The 13,740-nt window shown below is 64.3% G+C and carries 13 protein-coding genes and 4 tRNA genes; 8 read left to right on the forward strand and 9 right to left on the reverse strand.

The genetic code is table 11. The features are described 5' to 3' along the window. Positions 1–26: 26 nt before the first annotated feature. The 3 genes from A5753_RS10590 to A5753_RS10600 form a co-directional block, all read right to left on the reverse strand. Positions 27–821, reverse strand: coding sequence for a sulfite exporter TauE/SafE family protein (locus tag A5753_RS10590; RefSeq protein WP_067127264.1), 795 nt, complete (start codon positions 819–821; stop codon positions 27–29). 81 nt (positions 822–902) lie between these two features. Then, positions 903–1,844 carry a catalase family peroxidase gene (locus A5753_RS10595; RefSeq protein ID WP_067126839.1) on the reverse strand — a complete coding sequence of 314 codons (942 nt, stop codon included), beginning with the start codon at positions 1,842–1,844 and terminating at the stop codon, positions 903–905. An 18-nt stretch (positions 1,845–1,862) separates the two neighbouring features. Then, positions 1,863–2,654 (reverse strand): SDR family NAD(P)-dependent oxidoreductase, encoded by a 792-nt coding sequence (locus tag A5753_RS10600; protein ID WP_067126842.1) that lies wholly within the window; start codon positions 2,652–2,654, stop codon positions 1,863–1,865. A 252-nt stretch (positions 2,655–2,906) separates the two neighbouring features. On the opposite strand from A5753_RS10600, the gene A5753_RS10605 reads away from it, so the two are divergent. The 3 genes from A5753_RS10605 to A5753_RS25055 all read left to right on the forward strand — a co-directional run bounded on the left by A5753_RS10605 (position 2,907) and on the right by A5753_RS25055 (position 5,282). Continuing rightward, positions 2,907–3,509: a hypothetical protein gene (locus A5753_RS10605; RefSeq protein WP_067126845.1), complete on the forward strand. Its 603-nt coding sequence runs from the start codon at positions 2,907–2,909 to the stop codon at positions 3,507–3,509. 94 nt (positions 3,510–3,603) lie between these two features. Further along, positions 3,604–5,163 (forward strand): long-chain-fatty-acid--CoA ligase, encoded by a 1,560-nt coding sequence (locus A5753_RS10610; RefSeq protein ID WP_067126848.1) that lies wholly within the window; start codon positions 3,604–3,606, stop codon positions 5,161–5,163. Beyond that, complete coding sequence (locus A5753_RS25055; RefSeq protein WP_255361359.1) at positions 5,160–5,282, forward strand: hypothetical protein; 123 nt, start codon at positions 5,160–5,162, stop codon at positions 5,280–5,282. The genes A5753_RS10610 and A5753_RS25055 overlap by 4 nt, the downstream gene beginning before the upstream one ends. A 5-nt stretch (positions 5,283–5,287) precedes the next feature. On the opposite strand, the gene A5753_RS10615 is transcribed toward A5753_RS25055, so the two are convergent. The 3 genes from A5753_RS10615 to A5753_RS10630 all read right to left on the reverse strand — a co-directional run bounded on the left by A5753_RS10615 (position 5,288) and on the right by A5753_RS10630 (position 8,250). After that, complete coding sequence (locus tag A5753_RS10615) at positions 5,288–6,118, reverse strand: enoyl-CoA hydratase/isomerase family protein (RefSeq protein WP_067126851.1); 831 nt, start codon at positions 6,116–6,118, stop codon at positions 5,288–5,290. A gap of 277 nt (positions 6,119–6,395) precedes the next feature. After that, complete coding sequence (locus A5753_RS10620) at positions 6,396–6,842, reverse strand: hypothetical protein (protein ID WP_067126854.1); 447 nt, start codon at positions 6,840–6,842, stop codon at positions 6,396–6,398. Positions 6,843–8,178: 1,336 nt separating this feature from the next. After that, positions 8,179–8,250: transfer RNA gene (locus A5753_RS10630), tRNA-Val, on the reverse strand. 180 nt (positions 8,251–8,430) lie between these two features. On the opposite strand from A5753_RS10630, the gene A5753_RS10635 reads away from it, so the two are divergent. The 3 genes from A5753_RS10635 (at position 8,431) to A5753_RS10645 (ending at position 8,696) form a co-directional block, all read left to right on the forward strand. Continuing rightward, positions 8,431–8,503, forward strand: a tRNA-Gly gene (locus A5753_RS10635). Between the two features lie 28 nt (positions 8,504–8,531). Beyond that, positions 8,532–8,605, forward strand: a tRNA-Cys gene (locus tag A5753_RS10640). 16 nt (positions 8,606–8,621) lie between these two features. Then, positions 8,622–8,696, forward strand: a tRNA-Val gene (locus A5753_RS10645). Between the two features lie 175 nt (positions 8,697–8,871). On the opposite strand, the gene A5753_RS23795 is transcribed toward A5753_RS10645, so the two are convergent. After that, positions 8,872–9,657, reverse strand: a complete 786-nt coding sequence (locus A5753_RS23795; protein WP_082971266.1) for an alpha/beta hydrolase — start codon at positions 9,655–9,657, stop codon at positions 8,872–8,874. 555 nt (positions 9,658–10,212) lie between these two features. Between A5753_RS23795 and A5753_RS10650 the strand changes: the two genes are divergently transcribed. Beyond that, the gene (locus A5753_RS10650; protein WP_067126860.1) at positions 10,213–10,407 is read left to right on the forward strand and encodes a hypothetical protein; all 195 of its coding nucleotides are present in this window, start codon (positions 10,213–10,215) and stop codon (positions 10,405–10,407) included. A 266-nt stretch (positions 10,408–10,673) separates the two neighbouring features. Continuing rightward, positions 10,674–10,967: a DUF732 domain-containing protein gene (locus A5753_RS23800; RefSeq protein WP_082971267.1), complete on the forward strand. Its 294-nt coding sequence runs from the start codon at positions 10,674–10,676 to the stop codon at positions 10,965–10,967. 348 nt (positions 10,968–11,315) lie between these two features. On the opposite strand, the gene A5753_RS10655 is transcribed toward A5753_RS23800, so the two are convergent. Both A5753_RS10655 and A5753_RS10660 read right to left on the reverse strand, forming a co-directional pair. Continuing rightward, a complete protein-coding gene (locus tag A5753_RS10655) occupies positions 11,316–11,987 on the reverse strand; it encodes a hypothetical protein (protein WP_067126863.1) in 672 nt (223 codons plus the stop codon). Between the two features lie 497 nt (positions 11,988–12,484). Beyond that, a complete protein-coding gene (locus A5753_RS10660) occupies positions 12,485–13,270 on the reverse strand; it encodes an SDR family NAD(P)-dependent oxidoreductase (protein WP_067126866.1) in 786 nt (261 codons plus the stop codon). Between the last annotated feature and the right edge of the window lie 470 nt (positions 13,271–13,740).

Here is a 13,740-nt window from a genome sequence, read left to right on the forward strand (position 1 = left end):
ATCGCGCTGTCGTACTTGATTTCTCGTCAGGTCACCGCGAGCAGGCGATACAGCCCGATCAGTCCCACGGCCACGATGATCGCCCGCAGGGCATTGCCCGACAACCGCCGCCCGTAACGCGCACCGAGCAATCCGCCGACCAGTGAGCCCGCCGCGATCAGCCCGGCGGCCGGCCAGCTGATCCGATCGAACGCCACCGCCGTATAGGCAATGGCGGCAACCACATTCACCATTAAAGCCAACAGGTTCTTGGCCGCGTTGGTGCGCTGCACCGACTCGGGCAACAGGGCGCCCATCAGACCGACCAGCAGAATCCCTTGCGCGGCGGTGAAATAGCCGCCGTAGACGCCGACGGCGAACGTGCCGAACACCAGCGTCGCCATCCGGCGCGGGCTGACTTGGTCGGGCGAGCGACCCGCCTGTCCCCCGCAAGCGGGAGGTGCCCCCACGGCGCGCCGGGCCGTCCACGCCTGGATTCGCGGCCCGATGACCACCAGCACCAGCGCCAGGACCAGCAGCACCGGCACGATGTCGGCGAACACCTTCTCGGGCAGATGCAGCAGCAGGTACGCACCCAGCGCCGCGCCGGCCAGCGATGCCGGGAGCTGCCACCGCAGCCGATCCCCCTGGCCGCGCAGCTCGGCGCGATAGCCCCAGGTGCCCGAGACGCTGCCGGCGACCAGACCCGTCGCGTTCGACATGGTGGCCGTCACCGGCGGATAGCCGAGCGCGACCAGCGTCGGGAAGGTGATCAGGGTGCCGGACCCGACCAGCGCGTTGATCGCACCGGCGCCCAGCCCGGCCAGGCATATGAGGAACATCTGAAACGGCGACACCGGAGAAAAACCTTAGCGTGCCGCCGATTTCGGCGCGAGGCGAGCGTCGGCCCCGGCACCGTCCGGTCAGGCGGGCGGGGCTTCTGCGCCGCGTTCCACACCGGTGCGCAGCTTGACCGAGGCCGAATACGCCAGGGTCCGAAAATGCAGGACCGGATCGTCGGAGGGTTCGATGCCGTCGGTCACGCGCATCGGGTCGAAGACGACGATGTCGCCGCCGTGCTCGCGCTCGGTGTCCAGACCGGTGATCGTCAGCGTGCCGACGGTGACGATCTGCGTACTCTGCCAGGCCGCAGAGGGGTCCACCGTCGAGTCGGTGGGCCCGGCGATCTGCACCCGGAAGTCGAACCGCACTGGCCCGCCGTCCAAACGCTCCTTGAGCTCCTCGGTGAGGAAGTCTGGGTCCCTGTCATGGGCATCGGACCCCGACAGGTATTCCTCGGATGCATTCGGAACCAGGTGGTAGCGAACGAATCTGGCGCTTCCGTCGGCGGCGATCCAGCGGAAGGCATGCAAGCCGTGGTATTCGGTGGTGGCGTAACTGGCCGGGACCCGGCTCGCCTCGCGCAGGATGGGCAGCGCACCGAGGAGCTTCGGATGGTAAAGCAGGTGTTTGGCCATGCGCAGCGGCGTCGTGAGGCCTGGCCGCATCGCCTTGAGCAGATCGATGAAGCCGTCCGGCGTGCTGGAGACGAACAGCCGGGCGGTCTGCGTCGAAACATCGGTGGTGGAGCCGTCGGGCAGGGTGAACTTCACCGCCATCCCGCGCACACCGGACGCACCGTCGCGCTGCTCGGGATTGCCCGACCCGTTGGAGAAGCGAATCAGCACCGAGACGGTCGAACCATCGAGATGTTGTGCGCGCGAAAGCATGAGCGCGTCGCGGGTGGCGGTGAACGTGCCGCGATACAGGGTCCCTTTGGCGTGCAACGCGCGACAACCGGGCTGGGCTCCCCCGGCCCCCCGGATCGCCTCGATCGCCTGGTCAGGAGTAAGTCCACCGCTCATGGACGAATCTTAGTTGGATCAGTCGGGAAAGCCGAAGAGTTCGACGACACCGTGATCGCGACCGGCTGTATAGCCGCCGTCGACGGCAAGGGCCTGGCCGCTGACAAAGGACGCGTCGGGAGACAGCAGGAAGGCGGCCATGGCGGCGATCTCTTCCGGCTGCCCCAGCCGCTGCAGGGCGTGCTCCTTGGTGATGGAGGCCAGCGGGCCCTCCATTCCGGGGATGCTGAACACGCTGTGCGCCATCGGCGTTTCGATGAAGCCGGGACAGATGACGTTGGCCCGGATGCCACTGGGTCCGTAGTCGAGCGCGATATTTTTGGTGAGCAGCACGACACCGCCCTTGGCGGCGTTATACGAGCTGCCGCCGGCGGTGCCCTCCAGACCCTCGACGCTGGCGACCGTCACCACCGAGCCGCGTTCGCCGCCGACTCGCGGTTGTTCGATCATCCTGGCCAGCGCCGCCTTGGCCACCAGGAAGGTGCCGGTGAGATTGATCCCGATCACCCGCTCCCATTCGGCGCGGTCGAGCAGGTGCACCGGGCCTCCGCCGGCGACACCCGCGGCGTGAAAGAGCCCGTCGAGGCGGCCCGGCACGGCGGCCAGCACCGCGGCGATGGCGGCTTCGTCGGTCACGTCGGCGGACACGAAGGTGAACCGCGGGCCCAGGCCGTCGGGCGGGGCGGCCAGATCGGCGCCGATCACGGTGCCGCCCTCGGCCAAGAGCCGCCGCGCGGTGGCCAGCCCTATTCCCGACGCGGCGCCGGTCACGACAAAGGTGCGGGAACGGGCGCGGTCGGGGTTCACCATTTGTCGGATCCTTGTCTGGGTCGGTCGGGCCGGTCGGCCCCGTCATGGTGACACACCGGCTCGCAATCGCTTCGCAGATATCGAACGTTATGTCAAATCTTTTCGCGCCCTTGGCTTTACACACGCATGAGCCGACTGAATAGCTGGGTGGCATCAAGCCGTGGCGAAACGTCATGGACATTGCCGAGGCCGCTGGAGGACGATGAGCCGGCGGGCGAATTTCGCAGCGCCCCGGCGGCGTTAGGAATAACGATGTCAACGACTCAGCCTCGGGCGCTCACCCGCCGGGCCCGATGGCGGGTCGGGGCGGCGAGCGCGGCGGTCGTGACTGGGGTGGTGGTCCTGGCCTCCACCCCAAACCGGGCCGAACCCCCGGCCGCGATAGCACTGAGATCCGAGGACGCGATCACCATCGCGCAGGGCGTCTCGGTCACGCCCGCGCCCGGTTGGACGCTGGGACATCGCGGCTCGAACTGGGTGGCGCTGAACAACGCCGACACCAGCGCCCAACTGCGGATCACCATCAAGCCCGCGGGTGGCGCGGATGCCGCGGGGCTCCTGCAGGCCGACATCGATCAATTCACCGGTAGCGCCTCGGCCATCTTGGCCGACGTGAACCGCCTGACCCCGCCCGAGACCAAGGCACTGCCCGGCCCCACCTTCCAGCAGGAAGCCTCCGTCGACTACACCGCGACGGTGCTCAACTCGCGGGGCGCAATTCCGGTGATCGGCACGTTCACGGAGCTGTTGAACACCTCGAACGGCCGGTCGGCGTTCGTCGACTTCCGGCAGGACAGCAGCGCGACCACCGAAGCCGCCCGCGACGGTGGAATGATGATCGGCTCCATGGAGTGAGCCGCTAGCGACCTGTGCAGGCGAGGGTCGGCGTCGCGTGCGCAGGACCGACCGCGTATTACAGACTGGAACAAAATCGAACGCGGAGGGGTTCATGGCACCAGCCGACACGAGAACCGGCACGGCGGAGACGCTCGCCGGCATCGTCGACAGCCACGCCCACAGCAGGCCCGACGCAATCGCCATTCGCTTCGGCGAACGCCAGTGGTCCTGGGCCGAGTGGAGCTCGCGGATCCGTCGCACCGCCGGCGTGCTGCGCGCCGCCGGTCTCGAACGGGGCCACTGCGTGGCCGTCCTGGACAAGAACCACCCCGCCTGTCTCGAAGTTCTCATCGCCGGCGCCTCCATCGGCGTTGCCACCACGGTCGTCAACTGGCGGGTGATCGGCGACGAACTCGTCCACGTCCTTGCCGACAGCGGCGCCCGCGTGCTGCTGGTCGGCGCTGAGTTGCGCGACGCGGCCGAGGCGGCCGCCGGGCGGGTGCCCGGCGTGAACCGCATCATCGAGATCGGCGACGAGTACGAATCGCTGCTCGCCGCGGCGGCACCGACGCGGCCAGACCCGAGCGTCGACGAGAACGAGACGGCGTTGGTGATCTACAGCTCCGGCACCACCGGACGCCCCAAGGGCGTGCTGCTCAGTCAACGTGCGCTGGTCAACCACGCATCCAACCTGGCCCCGGCATTTCCGTTCGCCGAGGGCGACGCGAACCTCGTGGCCATGCCGTTGTTCCACGTCGGCGGAATCGGCTACGCGCTGTTTGGAATCCGCTCCGGTGCACCGACATTCATGACCCGCGAACCTGACGCCGCTACGCTGATCGGCGCGGTGCGCGCGGGAGCCACCCACGCGTTCTTCGTCCCGCCGGTGATCGCCCGGTTCCTGGATGCGGGTCAGGCGGCGACCATGGCCATCGCCGGCTTGCGTTACATCGTGTACGGCGCCGCACCGATGCCGCTGCCATTGCTTCATCGAGCGCTGTCCACCTGGCCCGGCACAAAATTCGTGCAGGTGTACGGGCAGACGGAACTGTGCGGCGCGGTCACCGCGCTGTCCGACGACGATCACCGCGACGCCGCAAGGCCCGAGCTGCAACTGGCGGCCGGAAAGGCGGTGCAGGGCTGCGAGATTCGCATCGTCGATCCCGAGACCGGGAAACAGTTACCTCCCGGGGAATCCGGCGAGGTGTGTGTGCGCAGCAACCAGAATATGACCGGCTACCTCAACCGGCCGGAGGCGACCGCCGAAACCATCACCGATGACGACTGGGTTCGCACCGGCGACGTCGGGCGCCTGGACAGCGACGGCTATGTCTACATCGAAGACCGCATCAAGGACATGATCATCACCGGCGGCGAGAACGTGTACGGACCCGAGGTGGAAAGCGTGCTCATCGAACATCCCGCCGTCGAGGACGCCGCGGTGATCGGGGTGCCCGATGACTTCTGGGGCGAATCCGTCAAAGCGATCGTGGTAAGCGATGGCACAACCGATGCGAAAGACATCATCGAATTCTGCCGACAGCATCTGGCCGGCTTCAAATGCCCGCGCACGGTGGACTTCGTGCCGGAGCTGCCCCGCAACGCGAGTGGAAAGATCCTGAAAACGCAGCTGCGGGAACCTTTTTGGCGCAACCGGGCGCGTAGCGTATGAGCACTCGCGTGGATGCGGCGCGGCGCGACTGTGCGATCAGCGTGCTCGGCGGACCGACCACAGCGGCCTACGCCTTCGCCCAGATCGACAACGCCCGCGCGCGCCTCCTGAGTGATTGAGTGCGCTACAGGCGCCCCTCGACGCGCAGCTCCGGGTGCACCCAGTCGGGTGAGCGCCGTTCCTTGAACGAACGGAACCCCTCGATGGCCTCGGCGTCGGACAGGCTGGCGGTCATGCCGATCCGGTCATAGAGGCCCAGATAGCTGTCGATGCTGGACTTGATGACGCCGCGGGCGCGCGGAGCGGTTCGACAGCATTGTGCGAGTAGGTCTTTCGCCGCATCCAGCAGACCCTCATGTGGAACCACCCTGGTGACCAGGCCCCAGTCGAGGGCTTCGACCGCAGTGAGCACCCGACCGGTGAACATGAGGTCGCGGGCGCGCACCGGCCCGATGACGCGGGTGAGCATCTGGCTGTAATAGGTGTCGGCATAGCCGCGGAACAACTCGGGCACCCGGAAGGTCGCCCGATCGCTCACCACCGACAGGTCGCTGCACAGCGCGATCTGGAATCCGCCGCCTTGGCATAACCCGTTGACCGCCGAGACGATGGGCTTGCCCGAGGTGCGGACCGCGTCGAACGGGGTCACGTCCATGCCCAACGCGGAACCGAAGGTGATCCAGTTGTCCTCGCCTCCCCCGCCGCCCATGTCACCGCCGGGGGCGAAGACGTCGCCGGTTCCGGTGAGCACCAGCCCCGCCAATTCCGGGTCCTCGTTGAGACGCCCTACCGCATAACGGATTCCGAAGTACATCGCTGGGCTCAAGGCGTTGCGTGCGTCGGGCCGGTCGATGGTGCAGACCGCGATCGGGCCCTGACGTTCGAAGCGCAGGTACGGCGTACCGAGCCAATCGCCTTCGGGTGGACGGGGGCTGCTCTGCGATGTCTGCGCCACGGGACTCCTCTCAGGTCGGTGTCGCCGCGGATGCGCCACGCCGCAACGCGGCTACTGTAGCTCTTACGGTATCCGCAGTGCCGGGCGACTACACGTATAGCAGCGTGACCATCTCCGCGGTCGCAGAGGAGTCGGCTATTACCGAGGTTGCGTCGGTTACCGGATGCTCGTGGTGTCCCCACCGGATGCGGCCGGCGGGATGAGTCTGTGGGCATTCGAGTTTCAGATGCCGGCGTCACGTAATTTCCGGCCATGTTCACCGTCTCTCTGACGCGCGTCAGTGGAGGATCTGCGCGAGCTTGCGCCATCGCCGGTGTCGGTGGCGAAACATGACTCGGACGAAGGCGCGGGTCAGCAGTCCGTGGACGCCGTCGTCGGTCTCGATCTCGTCGGTGTAGCGGCAGCTGCGCTCGTCGATGGGTTCGAACGTCAGGCGGTGGTTCCACGTCCGGACCGGTCCACCGTGCTCGTTGGTGTAAATCTCGGTCGGCTCGAGCCGCTTGATGGTGAGGTGGTGGGTCCAGCCCGGGATCACACCGAACCACCAAAATCGCGCCGACCCCTGGGTGCCGACCTCGATGCGCTCGGGGACGTCGAGGCGGTATGCCCGCAACACCGGGCTGAGGACATGCCGCATCAGCTCAGGCTTGCGCGCCAGAGCGGAGGCCGTCTCGACCGGGATCGGCAGCTCCGTAGTTAGGGTTACCTTACTCATGCAGCTCATGGTGGCTTAGTGAGCATGGTTAGGCAAGGGCGCCGTGGTCCTTTTGACACGGTGCTGCTAGCGCGTTACTTCCGGTAAGCCCGCGACGTTTCATCCAGCAGCACCTGCGCTCAACGAACCCGCACGGTCGTAGGTTCCCGGTAGCAAGTACCCGTCAGGACGGGGCTCCTGTCGATCCGGTCAAAGCAGTTGAGGACAACTCAGCTCGCCGACTCGGTGCGCATCACGCGCCGCGCGGAAGCCCACAACGCGCTAGCAATCGGGCCGCCCCTTCGAGCGTTGGGCGACCCGATCAACTATTCAGAAGCGGACTGGGTCGATTTTGTGCCCGAATGATTTCTCGTCCCGCAGCGACCGGTTCGTCTTCCTGCACTTGCCTTTTGAGGTGAAGCGGAAACGACGACCAAGCCAGGGGGATATGACGAATGACATCGGGATAACACCGGTTTTGTTCTTGCAAGCTTACTCACCGCAATTTACCTGCAAGAACACCCGTGGTCCCGGCTGGGATCGAACCAGCCGATCATGACGTGTAGCGATTATCGCTTACGTGCGGCGCCCAGGTAACCGTCCGGGGTCGGCTGTGTCCACTGAAAAGACATGCAGGACAACCGATCCCGTACTCAACAAATTTTGCGATTCTGAAGTCCGATGCCTACTGAATCGGCATTGTCAGCAAACTGAAGCCTTAATCGTCGACGTGGAACTGTGGCTGTCCGACCGGCGTCGGCGCCCACGGCTGCGTCGGATCGACACGGTAACAAGAGTTGGTCGGCGGCATCCGCTTCCACACCCAGCCGCCCTGGTACACGATTAGGGACCTTTGGTGGCATCGGTGCCAGGTCCCGTCTGGTGCTACCGGGTCATCGCAATAGGTGTTCTCCGGATCGACCGCCAAGCACCCCGCCGAAGCCGGCGGTGCCGAAGCGATGCAGGCGGCCCCAATCGCAGCTGCGGCGAGGGCCGTGGTCAGCAGTCCCCTGCTGAATTTCATGACCAACGATAAGACAATGCCGTCTGTTCAGCGACTTGAAGCCTGGCTAAGAGCGCAGCAGCTGCGCTTGCACGGTCGTTTGCCAGGGTGTCGCCATGACCGACTCCAGCGTTCTCACCGACCCAGCGGCGCGCACACCGAGCCAATGGTCAGCCCGTCTATTCGCGGATCCGCCGCGTAATTGAACCGACATGCTGCGCCACGCGCATCAGGCGGTGTCGGCATGACGGCCTTCATCCGGCGCCGCACGCAAGCCCCGGAAATACCCGAGCCGGAGGCGACTTTTGTCCCCCGTTGTTGCACGGAAGTTGCACGTCGCGGACGAATAACGCCGTGGACTTGTGGTCCCGGCTGGGATCGAACCAGCGACCTTCCGCGTGTGAAGCGGACGCTCTCCCACTGAGCCACGGGACCGGCGCCGAGACGGCGGACGACGTCGAAGACTAGCACGCGCCGGCCTCGACAATACCGGCCGCATCGTGTCGCAGGCCGTCGCGATAGCCTGGACACGGCTTGTACCAAGAAATTTGTATGTGCCCGCTCACGTGGACTATCGTCGTGCTTCGCACCGGGCGACGATCTCGTCCGAGGCGCGCGGATGTAGCGCAGTTGGTAGCGCATCACCTTGCCAAGGTGAGGGTCGCGGGTTCGAATCCCGTCATCCGCTCGAAGGTGCAAGTGGCGTGGACCCCAACGGTGGAGTGGCCGAGTGGTGAGGCAACGGCCTGCAAAGCCGTGCACACGGGTTCGATTCCCGTCTCCACCTCCAAGCTTTTGGTTTCCCGGCGCGATTAGCTCAGCGGGAGAGCGCTTCCCTGACACGGAAGAGGTCACTGGTTCAATCCCAGTATCGCGCACCAGAGTTCTTGCATGTCACATCATGTTTCCAAGCCCCAAATTTTCCACGAGTGAACTGACCGCCCGAAAACGCACCGACGACAATCGTCGGGATCAGTGGAACCAATCGGCCCTTATGCCGCGCTGACTAGTTTGGTCGGATCGCCCCTTCTCCCCATCTAGCAGTCCCGGTTGCTCTCATAGCCCTCGCGTTGTAAGCCAATCGTCGATTCTTTCGGCGACGGTCTGCCATCCTGGCTCCAGCATCATGTTGTGGCCCATGTTGGGAAAAAACTCTGCTTCGGTGCCGTACGCGCGTGCTGTTTCTCGTATTTCGCCTGGGCTGAAACAGCCATCACATTCGGCCCCCAGGACGAGCAGCGGCGTGGTCACTCGCCCCGGCTTGGGGAGGTTGAACATCGTCAATTCGAACGTTTGCCTTCCGGCATGCTCCTCCTCCAGTAGCGCGGCGTAGCGTGCAACATCTGCTTCGGGAGTGGCTGTTGAATAGAAATTTTCGCGCGCCGCCTGTGGTGTATTCAATGCGCGCAATGACTTACCCCTGAGCGAGGCTCTTGCGGCACGCAAAGGATGACGCCGCATGATTCGAACCAAGGCGCGGCCGGCGCCACTCACAGGCATTGAGGCGAGCAGTACTCCAGCCGGGGCGGTATGCACCTCCAAGTACTTTTGCACCAAGAAGCCCCCCATCGAGTGCCCAACGACAATTGGCTCGGTGGGGAGGCTGTTGACAACAGATTCGATGTCGCTCACCCAGTCGGCGACGGAACACCTCCTGGGATTTTCCGTATTGCTGTTGCCATGGTTGCGAAGGCTCAGAGCCACTGCGCGATAGCCTCTGTCTGCGAAGAAGCTCAGGAAATTTTCGTCCCAACACCAAGCCGCATGCCATGCGCCGTGGATAAAGAGCAGCGGAACGGGATGCGCTTCGCTGGGAGCCCCTTTGTCAATCACTTCCAACATAACCGCTCCTCAATCCGCTGCGGGTATTCCACGCATCTTGCAGCCCCCGATGCCAGCCCGATAGACATCCAGGCGCGATGCTGAATTAATGTGTTGTCCTCGACCATGCCGAATACGCCGGTGGGCTGGGTCGAGCGGTAAGAACGTCGACAGCGCCATCGCGAAGGCAGCGACGATTACCAGTCCCAATCCGAGTGGATTCCCAGTCCCCCTGGTCACGGCGAATTACGTTATCGCCGAGACGGATTGCCCACTACTCGATTTGTAAATATCATGCGGCGCCGACATCGATGCTGCTCGGAACTCGGCCGTCGACCAACCGCATCCATGAGTTGTTGCATGACCGAGTGGGATTTCAAGACTACAACGTCCGAATACACAACCCTCCCCGATAAGCGAGGTTCGCGCTGCGCCAGGCGACCCACAGATGTACCAGAGCTCCCCCACTTCCCGGGATGCCTCGCCTAACAACTCTCGGGAGGTTGAACATCCAGGACTCAAAGAAGCTGCCGAGAACCCTCCGGCGTCGGCGCGCAGGTGCGTACTGTGCGGCTTATGACCGGCCCGCTCATCTACTACAAGCCGTGTTCTATCGGGGGCATGTACTTCCGTGAATGCCTGACGTGCGGCGCCATTGTCAAGAACGAAGGCCTCCACACCCTCTACCACGAGCAGCAGACCAGCCCCGAGCGATGCCCAAAATGCGGGCTACTCGACATCGGTCGCCATATTTGCCCCGAACAGGACTGACCGTCATGTCGCCGGAACAAAACTGCCCGCGGCCGCGGGTGTCGCAGCCGAATCAACTTGCGCCGGCACCAGTTATCTGGTTCGCGATTGCGAGGTACTTCAAACGCGGAGATGGCGAAGCTCCAGCGCATCTTCCTCGGGCGTGTGCGGGGCGTAGACACGTACCACCGCCCGGGCGGCCGGCCAGCGGAAGCGTAACTCCGAACCGGTTGCACGACACGGCCGTCAACGGTGACCATTGAGTGCAGAGACGAAGGGAACCGCCCATGAGGAAGTACGCATTCGCCCCCATCGCCTGCTGTGCGGTCGCCGTCGGCATACCTGGCCACGCAAGCGCGTCACCGAACGATGACAGCTTCCTCGTCGCCCTGCGTGACAATAACGTCGTGGTGCCTCTCTCTGTAGACCCGATTCAGACTGCGCAGGGCGTCTGCGCGGGGCGAAAGAATGGACAGCCAACCGAAGCGATTGCCCGGACACACCGCGTCGCGCAATTCTCCAATCCCGCCGCATTCGTGGACCTGGCAATCGAGTACTACTGCCCGCAATACCCGTCATGACTGACGGTGCGTGTCGAAGGTGCTTACCCAACTACACCGAGGCAATGCGGTCACCGGCGATTGACGCCGCGTCGCAACTTCGTGATCGATGGTGACCAGTCCGTGCGCACGTCAAAACCGTTGAGATTGACCATGTCTCGGCGCCACGAAGATTCCGAAGTAGGGAGATTCCGCTAGGGATGTTTCTCCAAAGCTGCGGGATGGGTAGGCAATGTTCAGGCAACGCGGCGGGGCTAGCACCGCTGGCGATGCTAGCTCTCGGTGGTCAATAAAGCGGCCGCCGAGAGCGCTTCTGCTTCAGGCCGGTCAGGCGGTTGTCCTGCAGTGCAACCCGATGGCACTCGTAAGTCAGTATTCGAGCCCGTATCCACCGCGCAAGTCACTGTGCGCGGCCTTTAGGGTGCGGTCGCACAAGTCCACGAGTGCGTCGATGTCCAGATCCGATTCTCTGCCCAGCCTGTCGAGCCACACCGTCTCCACCTTCCTCAGCTCGGACCACTTCAGTTCGCCCTCGTAGTACACGGTGACGTCCTCCTGAGGGGCAGGGCACGAAGTGGTCTGTGCCAATTGTCGCTTGCACGAATCCAATTGGGTCAGCGAGTAGCCGTGCTCACGGAACTGCCGATCCCACTCGTCGAGCAGGAGACTTACCATGTCGCGCACCGGTGGCGCGGCGTAGACCATCAGCTCGGCTACGCCATCGTCAAGGCCCAGCCGCATGCGGAAGTCATAGAGTTCTCGGATGGCCTCGGCGCGCCGCTGGGTAGCGATCTCCTCAGCGGTGCCCGTGCCCTCGTATTGGGCCGCGCGTTTGATATAGATGGTCGCCGAGATCAGCGATTTCAACGCGGCCTTCTTGTCATCGGCCGCCCGCTTCTCGAAATCGAGGACTCGTTCGTGGCGGCGGTCTTCCGCCTTGTTCCTGGCATCGATGCGCTTCGTCCAGATCGCGACGGCGGCGCTCGAAATCACGGACGCGAGCGGTACGAGCGCGTTGGCCACCAACGTCGTCCAGTTCACTTGACGACCCTTACCCGCAGTACCCAGGAGGCGGAGCCGGGGCGCCACGCGGTGCGCTGTCTTGATTACAGAGGCCTGATTCTGAGTGCGAATTTTGCGGTGCGGTCGGGTTTGGCCGCGGTGGGTTTGGCGTGGCGGGATCTGCGTTGGCCACGGCCGCGGTCAGCCCCATGACAGCCATCCCCAACCCGGTGGCGAGAACGGTTCTGGCGGCCAGTTGCGTCAATTTGGCCTCGGTGGTGCGGTCGAGGTGCTCGGTCGGACTCATGATGTTCCTCTTTGTGTTCGCAGTCCTGGTGGGCCGCCTGAAAGGCGGAGCCGGAGTTCCGTGCAGGCAGTGGGGCGGGCCCAAACCTAGGTCGAGGCTATGCGGGGGGCCAGAGGGTGTCTCGCGTTTTGTGGAATTGAGCGATCGACGGATTCGAATCATCGGCGCGCGCTGCAGTCATAGCGGATGCGACGTCCGATGATGGCTCCCGCGTCGTGTGTCGACGCAATCAGATTGTGGTGACGTATCCGCCGTCGATCCGGTAGTCGGATCCGGTGATATTGCCGGCGCGCGCGCTGGCCAGGAACACCACGAGGTCAGCTACTTCTTCGGCAGTGGTGAACCGCCCCGTCAGCGCGGAGGTTGCGAGTTCCGCCCTGACCTCGTCGGCCGTCTGACCTTTGATCGCGGCGAACCCGTCGGCCATCCCGCCCCGCTGCATCCACTTGTCGGTCGACACCGCGCCCGGACTGACCGAATTGACGCGAATGTTCTTCGGCGCCAGGTCTTTTGACAATGCCTTAGCAAAGTTGGCGACGGCAGCCTTGGCGGCGCAGTAGTCGTAGGTATTCGGGCCGGGAGCATAGGCGCTGATCGAGCTGACGATGACGATGGAACCCCCGCCGCGCCGCTCGATCTCTGGCAGTGCCGCGCGGGTCGGTCGTACGACGCCCATCAGGTTCAGCTCCCACGACTTCCGCCACTCGTCGTCGGAAATGCTGGCGAGTCCACCCGGGCGGACCGTGGCGCCGCCGACGTTATTGATCAAAACGTCGATCCCGCCGCGGTAGGCCGCCGCAGCGATCAGTTCTTCGGCAGCGCCGGGATGGGTAAGGTCCACGGACACATACGACACCAGCCCGCTCTCCTCGAGCAGGGGCAGCTGCTTTCCAGGGGTCCTTGAGCCTGCCACCACATGCGCGCCAGCGTCGACGAGGGCCTTGGTGACCGCGAAACCGATTCCCTTGCTCGCCCCAGTGACGACGGCAATTTTGCCCGACAGATGCAGCTCCATCTGCGCTCCTTCATCGCCGTGCGCGCAAGACGCTACTCCGCAGCTATGGCTGGTCGCAGCGGTTTGCAGTACGGCGTGTGATCATTGCGGCGCGCCGGGCCGATACACATCGCGAATGCGCCGCCGGATTAACGGGGGCCAGGCGCCCGGAAAAGTGACCAACGTCACGTTTAAATTGCTGAAACCGGTCGGGAAAACAGTCGTTCACTACGTAGCGTGGAAGCGGCAGTAGAGGAGGGGGGACCGATGGAACAGCTCTGTGATGAAATACGCCGATTCGCTGTTCAGGTACGGCAGATCGGATTCTCCGTCAACGGCGGCGTGGGCGAGAGGGAATGCCTGGACCTCAGTGACCGCATGCTCGCCGCGGTTCAACGAGCTGAATCCAGAAAAGACTGAGTCAAAACTGGCCAGCTCAATTCGACGGCACCGCGACGCCGCGAACCACTGGATTGCTTACCCAAATACCC

This window comes from Mycobacterium sp. 852002-51971_SCH5477799-a (assembly GCF_001667145.1).
Classification (GTDB): domain Bacteria; phylum Actinomycetota; class Actinomycetes; order Mycobacteriales; family Mycobacteriaceae; genus Mycobacterium.